Annotated in this window: 14 protein-coding genes and 1 riboswitch (1 of these 15 cut by a window edge); of the genes, 8 read left to right on the top strand and 6 right to left on the bottom strand. The window is 46.9% G+C overall.

Translation table 11 applies throughout. The features are described 5' to 3' along the window. Together queC and queE are read left to right on the top strand one after the other, a co-directional pair. Positions 1 to 146, top strand: the 3' end of a protein-coding gene (gene queC / locus KFF03_RS03870) for a 7-cyano-7-deazaguanine synthase QueC (protein WP_255859017.1). 529 nt of this gene lie to the left of the window's left edge; 146 of the gene's 675 nt are visible here — the last part of the coding sequence; its start codon lies off the left edge, out of view; the stop codon is at positions 144 to 146. Beyond that, positions 146 to 859, top strand: a complete 714-nt coding sequence (queE, locus tag KFF03_RS03865; RefSeq protein ID WP_255859016.1) for a 7-carboxy-7-deazaguanine synthase — start codon at positions 146 to 148, stop codon at positions 857 to 859. Before queC ends, queE begins: the two co-directional genes overlap by 1 nt. A 261-nt stretch (positions 860 to 1,120) precedes the next feature. On the opposite strand, the gene KFF03_RS03860 is transcribed toward queE, so the two are convergent. Genes KFF03_RS03860 through KFF03_RS03850 form a run of 3 tightly spaced genes read right to left on the bottom strand, consistent with a single transcriptional unit; the run spans position 1,121 to position 4,007 of the window. Further along, positions 1,121 to 2,101, bottom strand: a complete 981-nt coding sequence (locus tag KFF03_RS03860; protein WP_255859014.1) for a zinc-binding dehydrogenase — start codon at positions 2,099 to 2,101, stop codon at positions 1,121 to 1,123. After that, positions 2,098 to 3,522 (bottom strand): AmpG family muropeptide MFS transporter, encoded by a 1,425-nt coding sequence (locus KFF03_RS03855; protein WP_255859013.1) that lies wholly within the window; start codon positions 3,520 to 3,522, stop codon positions 2,098 to 2,100. Before KFF03_RS03855 ends, KFF03_RS03860 begins: the two co-directional genes overlap by 4 nt. Beyond that, positions 3,522 to 4,007, bottom strand: a complete 486-nt coding sequence (locus KFF03_RS03850; RefSeq protein ID WP_255859012.1) for a YajQ family cyclic di-GMP-binding protein — start codon at positions 4,005 to 4,007, stop codon at positions 3,522 to 3,524. The genes KFF03_RS03855 and KFF03_RS03850 overlap by 1 nt, the downstream gene beginning before the upstream one ends. A 150-nt stretch (positions 4,008 to 4,157) precedes the next feature. Between KFF03_RS03850 and KFF03_RS03845 the strand changes: the two genes are divergently transcribed. After that, the gene (locus KFF03_RS03845) at positions 4,158 to 5,210 is read left to right on the top strand and encodes a hypothetical protein (RefSeq protein ID WP_255859010.1); all 1,053 of its coding nucleotides are present in this window, start codon (positions 4,158 to 4,160) and stop codon (positions 5,208 to 5,210) included. A gap of 47 nt (positions 5,211 to 5,257) precedes the next feature. Next, the gene (locus KFF03_RS03840; RefSeq protein WP_255859008.1) at positions 5,258 to 6,178 is read left to right on the top strand and encodes a ketopantoate reductase family protein; all 921 of its coding nucleotides are present in this window, start codon (positions 5,258 to 5,260) and stop codon (positions 6,176 to 6,178) included. Between the two features lie 18 nt (positions 6,179 to 6,196). Here the strand turns inward: KFF03_RS03840 and KFF03_RS03835 are convergent, their stop codons facing one another. After that, positions 6,197 to 7,894 (bottom strand): mechanosensitive ion channel family protein, encoded by a 1,698-nt coding sequence (locus KFF03_RS03835; protein WP_255859006.1) that lies wholly within the window; start codon positions 7,892 to 7,894, stop codon positions 6,197 to 6,199. 150 nt (positions 7,895 to 8,044) lie between these two features. Next, positions 8,045 to 8,297, top strand: a riboswitch (cobalamin riboswitch). A gap of 97 nt (positions 8,298 to 8,394) precedes the next feature. Here KFF03_RS03835 and KFF03_RS03830 point away from each other — a divergent pair. From KFF03_RS03830 to KFF03_RS03815, 4 genes are all read left to right on the top strand, one after another. Then, positions 8,395 to 10,347: a TonB-dependent receptor gene (locus KFF03_RS03830; protein ID WP_255859005.1), complete on the top strand. Its 1,953-nt coding sequence runs from the start codon at positions 8,395 to 8,397 to the stop codon at positions 10,345 to 10,347. 10 nt (positions 10,348 to 10,357) lie between these two features. Continuing rightward, positions 10,358 to 11,590, top strand: coding sequence for a hypothetical protein (locus KFF03_RS03825; RefSeq protein WP_255859004.1), 1,233 nt, complete (start codon positions 10,358 to 10,360; stop codon positions 11,588 to 11,590). Positions 11,591 to 11,605: 15 nt separating this feature from the next. Continuing rightward, positions 11,606 to 12,163, top strand: a complete 558-nt coding sequence (locus KFF03_RS03820; protein ID WP_255859003.1) for a cob(I)yrinic acid a,c-diamide adenosyltransferase — start codon at positions 11,606 to 11,608, stop codon at positions 12,161 to 12,163. A 74-nt stretch (positions 12,164 to 12,237) separates the two neighbouring features. After that, a complete protein-coding gene (locus KFF03_RS03815) occupies positions 12,238 to 13,554 on the top strand; it encodes a cobyrinate a,c-diamide synthase (protein WP_255859002.1) in 1,317 nt (438 codons plus the stop codon). Here KFF03_RS03815 and KFF03_RS03810 read toward each other — a convergent pair. Beyond that, a complete protein-coding gene (locus tag KFF03_RS03810; RefSeq protein ID WP_255859001.1) occupies positions 13,541 to 15,562 on the bottom strand; it encodes a methyl-accepting chemotaxis protein in 2,022 nt (673 codons plus the stop codon). The genes KFF03_RS03815 and KFF03_RS03810 overlap by 14 nt on opposite strands. Before the next feature lie 59 nt (positions 15,563 to 15,621). After that, positions 15,622 to 17,244, bottom strand: coding sequence for a dihydrolipoyllysine-residue acetyltransferase (locus KFF03_RS03805; RefSeq protein ID WP_255859000.1), 1,623 nt, complete (start codon positions 17,242 to 17,244; stop codon positions 15,622 to 15,624). Positions 17,245 to 17,260: the final 16 nt, after the last annotated feature.

Genomic DNA, 17,260 nt, shown 5'->3' with positions numbered 1-17,260 from the left:
TAGCGATGGGCTTGGATTATGGTAAATCCTGGACCTGCTACAACGGTCGTGAAAAAGCCTGTGGTAAGTGCGGCTCCTGTGTTGAGCGTTTAGAAGCGTTCGAGAAGAATCAGGCAACGGATCCACTGACTTACGAGACGGCTTGATGAAAGCAAAACAGTATCGCGTCAAAGAGATCTTCTACACCTTACAGGGGGAAGGCGCCCAGGCTGGCCGCCCTTCCGTGTTTTGTCGCTTCAGTAAATGCAATTTATGGAATGGTCGAGAAGAGAGTCGCAAAGATTCGATCTGTGATTTCTGCGACACCGACTTTATTGGAACCGATGGGCATTTGGGGGGCAAGTACAGCGCCGAAGCACTAGCACAACAAATCGCTGACTTATGGCCCGGTGCATCTGGCAATAAAGTTGGTAAGCCTTATGTGGTTTGTACCGGCGGCGAACCGTTGTTGCAATTAGATGAAGCATTAATCGCGGAGCTGCATAAGCAAGGATTTGAAGTTGCGGTAGAAACCAACGGTACCTTGCCTGCTCCGGAAGGCATCGATTGGATTTGTTTAAGCCCTAAGGGTAAATCTGAAATAGATCTGATTCGTTGCGATGAGCTTAAACTGGTATATCCACAGCCAGATGCCATGCCAGAACGCTTCGACTATATCGAAGCAGATCATCGTTATTTACAACCCATGGCAGATTATCAGCCCGTGGTGTTGGCCAGTGATAAAAATCTGGATGCACAGTTAGCCGGTGCCAAAGAAGGTCTGTCTAACACCAATACACAAAAAGCGGTGGATTTTTGTTTAAAGCATCCGAGCTGGAAGCTGAGTTTGCAAACCCACAAAATGCTGGGAATTGAGTAAACTCTTTTGCGTTATTCAAAATAAAGAGTCCATTAACTTTCAAAACAGCAGCATGGAGCTGCGTACACATCACCGAAGCCATGGATGGCGATTGTGATGTGTGTGACTGAAAATTAATGGGCTTTTTATTTGGCCAGCATCAAATTCAACTCGATTATCTTTTTGCCACCGCACAGAAGGTACATCCATGTACCTGCTGCGCTACCGCAACATCCTGTTGCTGCTCTCAAAAGACAATAGAGTTAAATTTTATAGCTTCGATTAGAAATTCGCTTTCATCACCACTTTATTCATTAATTCACCGGCCTCGTAAGCGCGGTGAATATCAGCGACGTCCGACATCTGCTTTTCTGCCGCTTCAGGCACCTGAATTAACCCGGCATCAACTTTGTTACTCAGCTCAGCTAAAAACTCACCATGCGCTTTGCGACCATTCCCTGTTAAAAGTGGCAACAACATAAATACCGCGTGCAACGTTAGAGACTTTGCATGCGCCTGAGTCAGATCGTAGGTATTGCGGGCATTGATGGTGGCTACCTGAGCATACGGGGCAGCGACTTCCAGCGCTTTTTGCAAACTCTCCCCACCAAAGGTGTCGAGTACATTATCAAAACCCGACTGCGCAAGAGAGCCAGACAGCTCAGCGGCGTTGGCGTGTAAGTCAGCATGAACACCACTTTGCTTTAACTGCTCCACCCGCTCCGGACTGCCTGCCGTACCGAATACCTCGATGTTGGCTTCCTGTGCCAAACGAATGGCCCACTGGCCCACACCGCCGGAAGCGCCCATCACCAGCAATTTTTCATCAGCTTGTGGCGCTAAGCGCTTCAAAGCTTCAAAAGCAGTAATGGCAACAAGAGGAATCGACGCCGCCTGAGCCAGAGAAACAGCTGTTGGGGCTTTCGCTAACAGGTCGGCATCACAAATCATCTCAGCCGCCAGCGCACCACCACTCCCTTTTACGCCACCAGCACAACCATAAACTGAATCACCAACAGCCAAATGAGTAACACCTTCACCCACGGCAATCACTTCGCCACTGACATCGCAGCCCAAAACACCTGACTCATTCAGAATCGGCGCCAGACCAGCGCGAATCTTGGTATCAATCGGATTAAAACCTGCCGCACAGACACGAACTTTCACTTCGCCCGTTTGCGGTTCCGGTAATTCGATCTCTCCTTTCTCTAAAACATCCGCTGTACCGGTTTGTTTCACAATCCACGCAGGAACAGTATTCATACTTTAACCCCATCTTTATCTGACACTGACTCTCGGTCATGCCACATTAATACCAATACTAATGCAATTGCCGGAATACCCAATGCTGACGCAAGCACAAAAAATTCAGTATAACCGGCGCTATCCACCACCCAACCGGAGAAACCACTGATGAATTTACCCGGTAACGTCATGAGTGAACTGAACAACGCATATTGAGTCGCGGTGTAGCTGCGATTGGTTAAACTGGACAGATAGGCCACAAATGCGGTGCTGGCGATGCCTCCTGATAAATTATCGGCGCTGATGACTAACGCCAGCCAGCTCAGCGAAGGCGTTATCATGGCATCTCCCATGTCAGACTGAAGCGACAATAAAGCGAACAACAGATTGGTTACTGACACCAAAACGGCGCCAATAAACAGTGGCTTATAAATTCCCCATCGCACCACTAACACACCACACAAGGCTGAACCGGCGATAGTCATAAAAAAGCCAAAGAGCTTGGCGACATTCGCGATATCCGTTTTGCTGTAACCCAGATCGATGTAAAACGGATTCGCCATCACCCCCATGGTGATATCACTCAGGCGAAACACCGCAATAAAGATGAGAATTAATAACGCAAATAATCCATTACGCTGAAAAAATTCTAAAAACGGGCAAATAACAGCACCGAGAAGCCAGCGTTGCCATCCTGGGCGTTGCTGCAAATTCATCGCATGCCCCATCACCTGGTCCACCATGGCCGATTCCTCTTCGGCACGCTGCTCAGCATTTTGCCTGGCCGGAGCATTCGCCCACAGAGTCGCTAAAATCGCCATTCCCATCAAACCAGCCATCGCGGTATAAGCCATCGACCAGCTTGCCCACTCGGCAATGTATAAAGCACCGGCACCGGCTACCAACAAGGCTAAGCGATAACCAAAAATATACGCTGCCGACATCGCTCCCTGAAGCTTGTCATCAACAATCTCGATACGATAAGCATCCAGTGCGACATCCTGAGTTGCCGACGAAAAAGCCACTAATAACGCAGCAACAGCAATCCACCATAAAGAATGAGCCGGATCGAGTGCGCTCATCCACAACAAACCGGCCGCAATGCCGGCCTGCCCCACTAAAATCCAGCTGCGCCGCAGCCCCAACCAACGTGAGAGCAACGGTATTTTGAGCCGGTCAATAATCGGTGCCCAAAACACCTTGATGGAATACGTGAGGCCAACCCAGGCAAAAAAGCCAATGGCCGTTTTTTCAACGCCAACATCAGCCAACCAGGCAGTTAAGGTGGAAAACACCAATAAAAAAGGCAGCCCGGCAGAAAAGCCGAGCAAAGCAATCACCATCACCGGCTTTTTGGTGTAAACCAGTAAGGCTTCACGCCAGCTTTTGGCTTCAGGCGTTGTTTCCTGCAAAGTCGGCGTGTTTGAGGATTTACTCATCAGTCTTTAAAGTTTTTAAAGGCCAATGGCATCTTAATGCTCTCATCCGAGCGGTATAGCGCCATCACTTCCTGCAGTTCATCACGCTTTTTGCCAGTAACACGAACCATTTCTCCCTGGATCGCCGCCTGAACTTTCAGCTTGCTCTCTTTAACAATCTTCACCATCTTTTTCGCCAGTTCTTTATCAATGCCCTGACGCATGGTGGCATTCACTTTCACCTGCTTGCCTGCACCAACGCAATCGCTGTATTCCAGGCAGCTGACCTTAATTTTGCGCTTGATCATGGCGCTTTCCAGCATCGGCTTCATTTGCTCAATCTGAAACTCTTCATTCGCCGTCATGGTGACAATAAAGTCTTTTAACTCAAAACTGGCATTCACACCTTTAAAATCAAAGCGTGTGGATAATTCACGATTCGCCTGATCCACGGCATTTTGTGCTTCATGCTTATCCACTTCTGATACCACATCAAATGAAGGCATGCTGAGTTCTCCTGTGTGCTGCATTCTGTCAGTTCAAATCATTAGCCGACCTGTATACCGTGAGTATCATCGAATTGCAAAAACCGGCACCTGTGGACAACACTGGAAAATACACAAAAGTCAGCTACCTTTTGTGCTATGGAAACCAAAATGACCCTGCACGGTGCCGGAACCTATTATTTCTCGGTACACGGAGCAAAAGACCAACCCATCTTTAACTCGGTATTTGAATTTGAATACGGAGTGCAGATACTTGGCCACATCAAACAAACACGTTTGCTGGCATTCGTGCTGGATGAACATCAAATGCAGTTTGTACTGCAAAGTGAACGCGATTGGACAGAAGTGATGGACGATGTGCAGATCGCTTTTGACGATATGCACGAACGCTGTTGGCACAAACGTAAACAGGTGCTTTCTGATCAGGGCATTGTGATGCTGGTTGATGAACAAGCTTACCTGGCCGACCTCATTATTCAGCTACACCGCTGGCCAGAAACAATGCGCAAAGTAGCGGATGCCAGTTTGTATCCATGGAGCAGCGATCAGGGTTATCGGGCGTTAACGCCGCCGCACTGGTTGCATGTTGAGCCAATGCTGAACCTGCTATGCAATACCCGTCATAACCGCGCCCAACGTTATGAAACCGTGATGCAACAATCGCAACAGCAGGTTCAGGCACAACGTCAGGCGCTGGATTTACAACATGGCAGCCACCCGACCTATCAGGCATTAGCTCGTGATGGATTCATTAATCAGCACCTGAAAAGACAAGCATTGGCTCAGGCCGCGCGCAGTGACGAAGACTTGCGGCATATGTATAACGATGCCTGCCAACTGGTTGCTGAGCGGTTTAATCTCAACGTGGAACAGTTAATTGATTCCCGTAATCGCCGCCAGTTTAATCGTTTGATGCCGATTGTGGTTTGGCTGTTGCAAGAACGGGGCGCTCATCTCGATGACATCACGAAACTCGTCGGTGAAGATGAAGATCGTCTGAAGTTGTGGTTAAGGAATTTGCCCGCCGATCATTCACAAACGTTGTTGAATAAAATTGCTGCGCTATGGTCTCCGAATTCTCTGTCGGCTTTGGGAATTGGCAATGAACCCGATACAGTTCAGGAAACTGAATCTCAGCCAGCAGCTGTTGAAGCAGAGTCTGTGGATAATACCGTTATTTCTGAACCTTCCTCTCAGACGTAAAGCCCTTCTATAATTGCCGGATTCTTCATCACCGTTGTGATCCGGCAATGCCCTATTCCTCTTCACCACCACAAATACCAACAGCATCACGAACACCAGCACCGTCAACAGACGAGGCCACTCAAAGCATCGCTATTTTAGGCTTAGGTGCGATTGGTACACTCATGGCCTGGCACTGGCGTGAACACGTCCTTTATGGCATCACTCGAGATAACAGTCGTTGTCAGCGGACCCTCATTGATCAACAACAAACTGCTCACAGCCTGACTCTTCCAACCTGGCAGCATGAAGCCATTGATTGGCTGGTCATTACCACCAAAGCCTCAGCCACCCTAGAAGCTCTGCAGTCCGTCGCAAATCAATTACCCCAGGTACAGAATATCCTGTTATTACAGAACGGTATGGGCCAACAACAACAGGTATCAGACTGGCTGAGCCAGCAGCAGTGCTCTGCCAACTTATGGGCTGGTATTTCCACCGAAGGTGCGTATCGCCAAAACACGGAGCAGGTGGTTTATGCCGGCAGCGGAGACACCCATATTGGCCTGTGGCAAGCTCAACACCCTACAGCCTCCATCCCCAACGGTTTAACGGTTGTTGATGATATTCAACAGCGAATCCGCGCCAAGTTGGCTATTAATGCAGTGATTAACCCGTTAACGGCGGTTTTCCGCTGCCGTAATGGCGAACTGGTCAGTCATGATGAATATCGCCAGGCACTGAAAGAATTAGCTACCGAAGTACAGCAATGCTTTGAGACATTACAGCAACCGCTTAATTTTGATCTGACAGAGCGAAGCTTGGCAGTAGCTGAAGCGACAGCCGCCAATCAGTCATCAACGCTGCAGGATGTATTACATCAGCGTCCGACCGAGCTGGATTATATTAATGGCTATTTGATCCGGCAGGCACAGCAGCTCAATATTGAGCTGCCGCTTAATCGCCGCTTGCTTGCACAGTTGAGTTAAACCTGAGCTGCGCCAGCGTTAATTCGCGCTTGGGGCAATCGTTGGCGCAACCGGTACCAGGCGCGCGCCGTGTTTTTGCACGGTTTCCATAATGTCGAAGTTAATTTCTTCGGCAATGCCCTGATATTCCGGGAAGCTTTTGGTGGTGATATAGGCCAGCACATTAATTTCCAGACCATGCTCACCAAAACCCTTAAAGCGCACACGTAATGGGCTTTCAGCCACCATTTCATGTTTTTCTAAGGATTCCAGTATTTCCGCATTAATCGCTTTTAGCTGTGCGGGTGTCGTCGAGTAATGCAGGCGAATATCCGTTTGCAGACGAATTTTCTCGCGCTCAGAAATATTCTCCAACTCCATTTCAGCAAACCGAGCATTTGGAATATAAATCACTGAGCGATCCAGCGTACGAATACGGGTGCTGCGTAAGCCAATCTCTTCAACTGTGCCACGGCGACCGCCAAAGCTACAAACATCACCAACCTTTACCGGAGCCGCTGAGTACAAAGTAATCGTGCCAATAAAGTTCTCAATCGACTGCTTCGCCGCCAGCGCAATGGCGATACCACCAATCCCCAAGCCAGCGAGAATGGTCGACGGGTCGAATCCCAGATGTTTAAACCACATCAGGATACCGATACCAATGATCAGTACACGAATCATGTTCGACAGCGGGCGCAGCAAATGAGTGGACTGCGTATTACCATTTTCCAGCCAGCGTTTTTGCAAGCTCAGCTGCACCATGCTGGTAACCCCCAGCGCCAGCCAGACGGTTGCCAGAATCAACAAGCCTGCACTGCTGATTAACGCCAGCGCCAGTGCCGATAAGGTGGCATAAGGTACAAACACCTTCATCAGCAGCAGGGCCATCATAAAACGGACAGGGCCGGACAAAACAACCAACAGCTCTTCTGATAAGTGATAAGAAGAACGAACCACCAATTTCTTCGCCAACCAAATCAGTGGAATGACAATCGAAAACGCCACCACAAAATAACCGACGATAAGCACCCACTCCCAGATATAAATGCCAAGCACACGTACATTCGGGGTTTTCGGGATCAACCACTCAGCTAAAGGGCTGTAGCCAAAGTGCTCATATAGCTTAGGGATCTGTGCAACCGTGGCGTTGGAAACTTTCCAGACCTTGCCGATTTTTTTATCAGGCACACGCTGCAGATACAGGTTAATCTTCTCTTCGTGAAGCTGAAGTTGACCTAACAAATCACGGTAACTGCTCAGGCCATCATCCAGAATACCTGCCGGATCATTGCTCAGTTCCTGGAAGTTGATCCATAAGTGACGCTGAATAATAGAACTGAGCTTTACCGCGTATTCCGGGCCGTTGTCTGCCGACATGCCTCTTGGCAGATAACGTAAATCCAGAAATTCAGCGGCTTTATCAAAATCTTCTTCTTTCAGCGCCTCAACAAATCCGATCATAGCGCCACGTGGCGTATCCCGGTGTAATGAGTCCTGAAACTCATCCTCCTCCTGTGCCAGCACAGCATCTTCATAGCTGGCTGCAGCCTTGATCACTTCCAGTTCTTTGCTTTTGGGTTTTTCACTGGGCTTTTCGGCATCGGCTTCCGGACTATCGGCCTCACTGGTATCCGCAGATTGAACCGCAGCACCCGTTAAGGTTGCAGGCTGTGCCAGCAGTGATTGAGAAATAAACAGTAAGAAAATAAGAGGTAACAGGCGGAATTGCCCCATTGCCAATGCTCCTGAAAATATGAATCCATGGCCGCGATGCTACCATTGATAAGTTACGTATCGCTAGCAATCCGCAATAGTATGAGGGTTTTTCATCCCCGTATGTAAAGAATTCAACCTTGGTCGCCTTGACCCCCCTATAGCCAAACTATATTCTCTCGCGACTCAGGTGCTCTGATCTCTGATCAAGTTAAACGGGAAATTGGTGTTGTTCAGCGCCTGCTGAATTATTCCAATGCTGCCCCCGCAACGGTGATCGGCTTATCTGACTGACTCAAAGCCACTGTAACTCAATCGTGTTATGGGAAGGTGTCAGTTGGAGTTGTGTGTGCCATGACTAGTCGTCATGGATAACAGCAACAAGCCGTCAGCCCGGATACCGGCCTGAAAGCGCTGAATAATATCAGCAATAAACCAATAGTTGCGGTGGGCGACGATGGAAGTATTTTTGATGCAATTACTCCATCTGTTTCTCGCTGTGCACAAATTCGGATCATGAATTGAAAGCACTGCTACTTATACTGCCAATGCTGTTACCCGTAACCATGATTTCATTCACGGTTGCTGAAGAGACAACAGAGCTGCCACTGCAAATAGTTAAACCTGCTGCAGAGAGTGTACCCGTTGGTGGCTATCGTGTTTTCGATCAGTCTTATTTCTCCGGAAAATACACAACTCTGGCAGACTTCATGCAGTCTGTTAATGGTATCCAGGTTAATCAAAGTGGCGCTATTGGAGACCCAGTATTGGTCAGTGTGCAAGGTGCATCTTCGGGCCAAACAAAACTTTATATCGACGGCGTGTTGGCAAATACAGGTCAGTTTGGTAACTACGACCTTAATAGCATCCCTATTGAACAAATTAAGCAAGTCGAAGTATACACCGACCAGGCCGACCTGGAGCTCGGTAGCGCGATTGGCGGTGTTATTAACATCATCACACAGGGCCACGACAACCAGCAAAATAAAGTGTCAGCCAGTGTTGGCTCCTACGAAACCTATACAGCTAACCTATCTATAGCAGCAGGAAAAGACTCAACGGTCGAACTATCTCATGAGCAAAGCGCCAATAATTATGAGGTAGAAGTTCCATCACCAGCCGGTAATAGTCAGAACCGCAACGACAAACAGAATTTAAATAATGCTGAATACCAAAAGACAACGCTGTCTGTTATCCAGGGATTCCGTTGGGCTACATTAGTTGCACGTTACCAAGATGAGAGAAAGAATTTTCCAGACTACCAAAGAAATAGTGAGCAACAAAAAGCATCTCTCGAAACTCAGACATCGTCACTGAACCTTAAGGGTAACTTTTCAACCACGCCATTAGGCAGCTATGAAGTCAATCATAAATGGAAAATGGCTTACCGCTATGTTGATGAGACTTATATTGATGAATCCAGCATTATTGGTTTAGGCATCGATAACAATCGTTATTATACGGATAAATATCAATTAGATTGGTCATCCCGATTATCCAATCATTCTATAAAATCCGGTGTATATATCAGTCACTCGGAAGAAAACTATCGCAGCCGCTATCTTGATGACCCTGATTCCAGGCAGTGCATAACCCCTGGGGGAGATTGCGATCAATACGCCAATCAAAAAAATCTTGCTCTCAAATTGAGTGCGGGCTGGACAAGTGAAAATTACGATACATCTGCGAATATTATTACCGGGTTAGATCAGGTAAAGAATCTTAATAGAGCCCAAACAGACCAGTTTGATCGCAGTACATCCAGTGACACCTATGATAATTATTTAATCAATTTATCTCACTCAACATTATGGGGCGATTTCTCACTTTCTTACAAAGATGCCGTTCGAGTGCCAACATTATATGAATTATTTGGTGATCGTGGATTATTACTAAACAATGTGGATCTGAACCCCGAAAAAGCAAAAACAATATCAGCGGCATATAGAAATCAAACACCTTATGGAAACTTTCACTTCACCATTTTCCATAGAAACCTGAATAACGCTATCGTTCCAGTATATGATTCTCGCGGCATCGGACGTTATGAAAACACCTCAAAAGCAGAGTTAGATGGTATTGAATGGCACTGGTCGAAACAGCATGAAGTGGCCCACATTCATTTTTCAGGCAGCCACTATGATAGTCAAACATTCAGTGATAATGTCAAATCCTTCGATAATAAGAAACTATCGGGTATTTACCATAATAACTTCCTGGCCGCTATTTCCAAAAGATGGGATAAACATAACCTTAGATTAAGTTATCAGCTTGCTGATGATCTCTATATCGATCGCAGCAATTTAGTTGAGGCTGACACTAAATCATCCATTGATATTATTTATCAATTTACTTTCAACCAAGGTAGCATCGCGGCTTCTGTCCGAAACATTACCAATAACCAGTATCAGGATTTCTCCAACCGTCCGGCAAGAGGGCGCTGGATTACCCTATACGCAAATTATTCTTTTTGAGGGATAAATCATGTTTAAAAAAGTACTATTATTTACTGCTATTGCAGGCTTAGTTGGTTGTGGATCTGACGATAACGACAACGATGTCGTCGCAACAGAATCACTATATGTTACTCAGTTAGTTGCCGCAGATTATTCAAGCAGCCAATTAGCAACTGGTAAGGTTTCCGGCGATCGTACAGCAACACAAAACATTCAATCTGTTGATAAGTCTGATTACAGTATTGATACTTATGAAAATATTCTGTATCACATCGGTCGTTTTGGCATTGACGAAATCAGTCGTTTTGATGCAGAAACCAGCCTGGCTAATGCAGAGTACACATACTCGGTAAATGATAATGAACCAGATGCAGGCTCATCAAACCCTCATCATATTATCCAGAATGCCGATGATAATGCATATGTAGTTCGCTATGGCAGCACCTCAATACTACAAGTGAATCCTCAAGCCGATTCTGCAGATTCATATGTGAAAGCCCGTATTGATTTATCCGATTATACCGTTGAAGGCGCAGCCTTCCCTCGTATGCAAGATGCTGTTATTTATGACAATAAGCTATTTGTTGGTTTGCAACGTCTGGACGCCAGCTTTCAGCCGAAACAAGCGTATGTGGCAGTCATCGACTTAAGCAACAATGAAGAGATTGATACAAACCCGCAAACTGATGGCCTAAAAGGTATCCCAGTTAATGCCCCTAATATCTCTAATCTAGAAATTTACAACGATACTATTTATGTTGCCGGACGTGGGAACTATGGTAGTAGCCGCGATCCACAGCGCGTGATTAGCTCTGGCGGCCTGGTGAGCATCAACGCAAGCAGCTATCAAACAACAAATCTCATTGATGCTGATACTTTTTCTTCATTTAATGTTATTACAGATGATAATAACACCAGTAACGACACTTATTTCCACGTAACGGATGTTACAGTATCTCAGGCAGGTGTTCCTTATGTTGCGATTGGTATAGAGCAAGGCTTTACTACTCTTGAAACCAAAATCATAAAGATGAACGACTCTGTTAATACAACCATCACGGATGCTGCCGTAACTGGTAAAGAAATCAGCGATATTACTTTTGGCCCAGAAGGTTACTTATGGACTGCTATTGCTGATTCTTCGGAACCTCAAATTGTTGTAATCGACAGCGCCAGCGACTCGCAACACGGCGATTCAATTGAATTGGATATGCCTCCAACTCAAATTGAGTTTTTGATTGTGGAAAAAGTCGAAGAGTAACAAAAGGTAAACATCATGGGCAACCGACTCTCTAAAATTGCCACTAAAACCGGCGACAAAGGTGAAACAGGATTAGGCGATGGTTCTCGCATCAGCAAAAGCAGTGAGCGCATGCACGCCATTGGTGATGTGGATGAGCTGAATTCCTGGATCGGTATGCTCAGAGCTGAGCTAGATGCAGCAGATGATTTAATTCCTCTGCTGCATCAGATCCAGCATGATTTATTTGATTTAGGCGGCGAATTATCGGTACCTGGCTTTAATGCCTTACAAGAGGTATTAATCGCTGATCTGGAAGATAATTTAGAAGCGTTAAACGATACACTACCGCCACTGAAGGATTTTATTCTTCCTGGTGGCAGCAAAGCAGCAGCACTGTGTCATATGGCACGTACGGTATGTCGTCGTGCAGAACGGTCACTGGTTCAGCTCAACAGTGTTGATGACCTCAACCCGCTGGCATTGCGTTATGTGAATCGTTTATCGGATTTATTATTCGTCGCGGCGCGGGTGCTCGCTCGTCGGGAAAACGGCTCTGAAATTCTTTGGAAAAGCCGCCACCAGCGCGATTGAATCTTATATGTTAAACGGGCTTCGGCCCGTTTTTTATTTCACGCGAATTCTAATTCCCAGTGTGACGCTCTTTTATGAAACAAACCAGCTGCCCCGCTCTGCTATTAACGGCTCCAGCATCCGGACAAGGTAAAACCACACTAACGGCCGCCTTAGCACGCCATTTAACACAACGTGGAAAAAAGGTTCGGGTATTTAAAACCGGACCGGATTATCTTGATCCTCAGATTTTACAGCAAGCCAGTGGTTATCCGGTTGAACAACTGGATCTTTGGATGTGTGGTGAAGCTTATTGTCGCCAACGTTTATGGTTAGCCGCACAGGACGCAGATCTGATTTTAATTGAAGGCGTGATGGGCATGTTTGATGGTGATCCATCGAGTGCCGACCTGGCCGCTTTATTTAATATTCCGGTCGGCATCATTATGGATGTGTCGGCAATGGCACAGACGGCAGCCGCATTGGCTTGTGGTTTAGCTAACTTTCGTCAGGATATTACAGTAGCAGGGCTTATTGCGAATCACTGCGCCAGCCCACGTCACCGCGAATTAATTGAAAACGCGTTGCCAGAAAACCTACCCTTGTTATTCAGTGTTGCTAAACAACCAGAGATTGCTCTGCCGCAACGGCATCTGGGCCTGATACAGGCCAGCGAAATAACCGATGAACTAGAGCTACGCCTGAATAAAGCGGCTCAACTATTCAATAGCACCGAGATTGATCGGTTATTAGACTCTATCCCAGCAGCCTTGTTTCATCATCAGGAAATTCCTGAATTTCCTGCAAGTTTGGTAGGATTAAGTATTGCCATTGCACGTGACCCGGCATTCAGTTTTATTTATCAAGCCAATATCGATTTATTGCAGCAGCAAGGAGCAGAGGTCGTTTTCTTTTCACCACTCTCCGACCAACAAATGCCTGAAGCGGACGCATTATGGTTACCGGGAGGTTACCCTGAACTTTATGCACAAGAATTGGCTGCTAACACCTCAATGCTGACTTCGATACAGCGCTTTAAGGCCGGTAACAAGCCTATCCTGGCGGAGTGTGGTGGCTTTTTATATTGTCTGGAAAATATAAAACTACTGAGTGGCGAACAACATTCAATGACGGCTTTACTGCCAGGGCACGCTGAAATGCGCGAACGAGGCGGATGTCAGGGTATGCAGTCTGCCCCCCTTCCGGAAGGAGAAATCCGAGGCCACTCACACCATCGCTCTCAGTCAGACTGCTCTGCTAATATTATTGATTATGGGAAACGTGCAAAGCACCCGGCTCCTGGCGAAGCCATTTACCGGGAAGGATCACTAACAGCCAGCTATTTGCACTTGTTTTTTCCATCTAATCCAGAGGCTATCAGCCAACTGTTTTCTGGCATTAATGCACTTTAAACTGATCCACCCGCTGGGCCAGTGAATCGGTAATGGCTTGTGTTTTACGAACGGCCTCCACAGTGCCTTCGGCATTGTGGGAAGTTTCTTCGCCGCTTAAACGAATAGAATCCAGATTAGTCTCTAATGCAGTGGCGTTATTTTTTTGCTCACCGGCACTCACAACAATATCGTTCGTTTTGCTCTGAATATCGCCCATACTGGCTTGGATCTCGGTGAGTGTTGTACCAACCTGCTCCGAGTTCGCGACGGTTTTTTCAACCATATCGCGGTTTACTTTCATGGTATCAACCGCACTGACGATGTTTTGCTGAACATCACCAATCAGCTCTTCAATTTCCTGAGCTGAACCCTGAGTACGGCTGGCTAAGGTACGAACCTCATCGGCAACCACCGCAAAGCCACGGCCTTGTTCGCCCGCTCGCGCCGCTTCAATAGCAGCATTCAATGCTAACAAGTTGGTTTGTTCAGCAATGCCTTTAATGGTTTCAAGAATACTGGAAATACTACTGGAATTTTCGGCTAATCGATTCACCGCTTCCATCGAGTTTTCCATTTCGCCTGACAAGCGCTGAACTTCGCCCATTACATTGCTCACCACCTGACCGGCCTGGTCTGACTTCTGTTGGCCCGTCTTAGCCGCAACTTCGGCTGCTTCAGCCAATTGAGTAACCACCACCGCGCGATCGACCATAGAACTCAATACTTCGGAAACCTGATGCGTTTGTTCCAGCTGTGCCTGCACAGCCTGACGACTGCGGTTGGCAATACCTTCGACTTCATTAACATTATCGGTTACCGAAGTTGCTGATTCTTTAACTGCCGCTAACGTCGTACGGATATTTGCAACCATGCTGTTGAATGCATCGCGTAAGTGCCCCATCTCATCCTGCCCCTGAAACTTAATTTCCCGGGTCAGATCACCATTGGCAATATCTCCTGCGGTTTTTGAAAAACGCTTAATGGTGTAACGAATGGACATAAAAAAGGCGATATATAAATACGCAATGACGGACAATACCACCGCGATGACAATAACAAAGTTACGAACTTTATTTTGCTGAGTTTCAAGTCGTTGCTGTAATTTGGTTTTGATAAGTGGCATCACCTGCTGTTCAATTGCTTGCAGCTTTTTCCATTCCTCGTCAACAAAGGTCGAGAAATCCTGCCAGGTCATTGTCACTTCTAATGCCGAAATCAATTCATCATCCAGTTTAAAACGAATGGCTTCGAGAGACTGAATGGCTGTTTGTGTCGTGTCACCTAACGAGGCCACACCCGATTCATTTGCCGCGGCCAACACAACACCCATCACAGATTCCGCTGCAATCAGTTCATCGTAAGCGGAGTTCAGCACATCAAATGTATTAGATTTCAGGTATTGCTCTAAAGAACCATACACACCCAAAGAACGAGCACTACCAGCCGCATCAAATACTTTTGGCATATCCGATAATAAGACGGAGACCAATGCCTGTACCGATGGGTCAGCATCCAGTGATAAGCCACTGGTTTGGCTGTATTGGCGAATCAACGAACGTAACTTATCCAGAGCAGCCTGATAGTGTTGGCGTTGTTCTGCAAAACCATTTTGTCTGTTTTCACCATCCACACTCAGACGCTTAGCAAACTCCTGATTCCAAGAATTCAGATTATTTTGCAGCTCTTCAGTCGGAGCATTGTTAATCAGGTTTTTAATATACGCATCCATCTCCAGATGGTGCTGATTCATTCGTTGCAGTAGTTCAGGGTTGTCGAAGAAAGGCAGAGAAGCAGCATAGTCACGGTAATACTCTACCTTGTGCACCAGCTGCAACAGGTCATCAATAGCATTAATACCCGCCAGCTCAGCTTCCGTTTTTTTCACGGTTTCAAAAGCAGACAAAAAAACCTGACCGCTGAGAAAGACCAACGGCAACGTAAACAGAAAGCTGATCAGGCCAAATTTTGCAGCGTAGTTTAAACGCCCCATAAATTTAATAGCTGGCCACATAAGTGCTTTAAGCATGAACTACAAACCCCGTGCATTTTTTTATAATTGGCTGACTGCACCAACATAAGTTTCAGTTACATCAACACGTTTCTTAAATCCTGCAGGCAAGCCACTAGTCTTTGACTGAATCTGGCCGCTTCTGCGCCATCAATGACCCGATGGTCATACGATAACGACAATGGCAGCATTAATCTGGGAACAAACTCCTGACCATTCCAAACCGGTTTTGTCTCTGATTTAGACAGCCCGAGAATGGCTACTTCCGGAGGGTTCACAATGGGGGTAAACGCCGTACCACCAATGCCACCTAAACTCGACAGACTGAAACATCCGCCCTGCATATCACTTAAGGTTAGCTTACCTTCGCGCGCTGATTGCGCTTTTTCATTAAGTTGTTGTGTGATTTCTGTAACAGAAAGCCGATCCACATCGCGAATCACAGGCACCAGTAAGCCTTTGGGCGTATCAACGGCAACGCCGATATGCACATAATCTTTGATAATCAACGATTCACCATCAGCACTTAACGAGGCGCCAAATTGTGGGAATTCGCGCATCACTTTTGCAATCGCTTTCAGCACAAACGGTACAATCGAGAAGCGTATACCCTGATGCTGATACAGCTGGTTTTGCTGTTTACGATAGGTTTCCAGATCGGTGATATCGGCCTGATCAAACTGAGTAACCTGAGGGACATTCAGCCAGGCGGTAGTCATTGCCTTCGCTGTTGCCCGCTTGATGTTGTTCAGCGGCTCTGAAGTAACCGGGCCAAATTTGGCAAAATCCACTTCCGGTACAGCTGGAATACCAGCCCCACTCATACCTGAGCCAACAGCCGTCGCTGAGGAATTCAGGCGTTGCTTCACAAACAACTGAACATCGTCTTTGGTAATACGGCCACGGCGACCCGTCGCGCTGACCTGAGATAAATCAACACCAAACTCCCGCGCTAATTTGCGCACCGCTGGCCCGGCGTGAATTTCGCCACTGGAATGACTTTCTGGCTCAGCATTGTTGGCTGCCACAGGCTCGGCGGTTGCAGTCGTTGTGGTGAGTGTCTTTGTGGTTTGTACCGCGCTGTTATCCACCGGGGGCTTATCAACGACTTTAGAATCAGAAACGGATACAGAGGAGTCAGCCATTAATGTCAGCATGGCATCGCCCTGGCTGACTTTATCACCCACCGAAACGGCCAGTGACACAACCGTGCCCGCTTCGCCTGCCGGAATTTCCATGGTGGCTTTGTCGCTTTCCAATACCAGAATGGTTTGCTCAGCGTCGATCACATCACCAACCGCGACTGCCAGTTCAATAACCTCAACACCTTCGCTGCCACCCAAATCCGGAACAGCAATGGCTTGTTCACGGCTTTTAGTATGAGTAGTTTCAGTTTTAACTGCCTCAGCTTCGACCAACTCACTTGCAACAGGCTCAGTGCTAACTGCTTCAGACTGACTGCCAGCAGAGGACGCAATAGTAATAAATACATCCCCTTCGTTGACCTTATCACCCACCTGAATCGATAAAGCTTCGACCGTACCGGAGGTTTCTGCCGGAATTTCCATACTGGCTTTATCAGTTTCCAGCACCAGTAAAGTTTGTTCCGCTTCGACCATATCTCCGACACTGACGGACACTTCGATCACTTCAACATCCGCAGCACCACCTAAATCCGGAATTTTGTACTCATTTGTCATGGTTAATTTCTCCTTA

This window comes from Bacterioplanoides sp. SCSIO 12839, from assembly GCF_024397975.1.
GTDB lineage: Bacteria > Pseudomonadota > Gammaproteobacteria > Pseudomonadales > Oceanobacteraceae > Bacterioplanoides.
The sequence above is the reverse complement of the archived record's forward strand: the minus strand, read 5'-3'. Positions and strand labels throughout refer to the sequence as shown.

What these genes read in the sequence shown, in the direction of transcription:
- queE (WP_255859016.1), top strand. Translation starts at nt 146, where the DNA reads ATGAAAGCAAAACAGTATCGCGTCAAAGAGATCTTCTACACCTTACAG.
- KFF03_RS03860 (WP_255859014.1), bottom strand. Translation starts at nt 2,101, where the DNA reads ATGAATACTGTTCCTGCGTGGATTGTGAAACAAACCGGTACAGCGGAT.
- KFF03_RS03855 (WP_255859013.1), bottom strand. Translation starts at nt 3,522, where the DNA reads ATGAGTAAATCCTCAAACACGCCGACTTTGCAGGAAACAACGCCTGAA.
- KFF03_RS03850 (WP_255859012.1), bottom strand. Translation starts at nt 4,007, where the DNA reads ATGCCTTCATTTGATGTGGTATCAGAAGTGGATAAGCATGAAGCACAA.
- KFF03_RS03845 (WP_255859010.1), top strand. Translation starts at nt 4,158, where the DNA reads ATGACCCTGCACGGTGCCGGAACCTATTATTTCTCGGTACACGGAGCA.
- KFF03_RS03840 (WP_255859008.1), top strand. Translation starts at nt 5,258, where the DNA reads ATGCCCTATTCCTCTTCACCACCACAAATACCAACAGCATCACGAACA.
- KFF03_RS03835 (WP_255859006.1), bottom strand. Translation starts at nt 7,894, where the DNA reads ATGGGGCAATTCCGCCTGTTACCTCTTATTTTCTTACTGTTTATTTCT.
- KFF03_RS03825 (WP_255859004.1), top strand. Translation starts at nt 10,358, where the DNA reads ATGTTTAAAAAAGTACTATTATTTACTGCTATTGCAGGCTTAGTTGGT.
- KFF03_RS03820 (WP_255859003.1), top strand. Translation starts at nt 11,606, where the DNA reads ATGGGCAACCGACTCTCTAAAATTGCCACTAAAACCGGCGACAAAGGT.
- KFF03_RS03815 (WP_255859002.1), top strand. Translation starts at nt 12,238, where the DNA reads ATGAAACAAACCAGCTGCCCCGCTCTGCTATTAACGGCTCCAGCATCC.
- KFF03_RS03810 (WP_255859001.1), bottom strand. Translation starts at nt 15,562, where the DNA reads ATGCTTAAAGCACTTATGTGGCCAGCTATTAAATTTATGGGGCGTTTA.
- KFF03_RS03805 (WP_255859000.1), bottom strand. Translation starts at nt 17,244, where the DNA reads ATGACAAATGAGTACAAAATTCCGGATTTAGGTGGTGCTGCGGATGTT.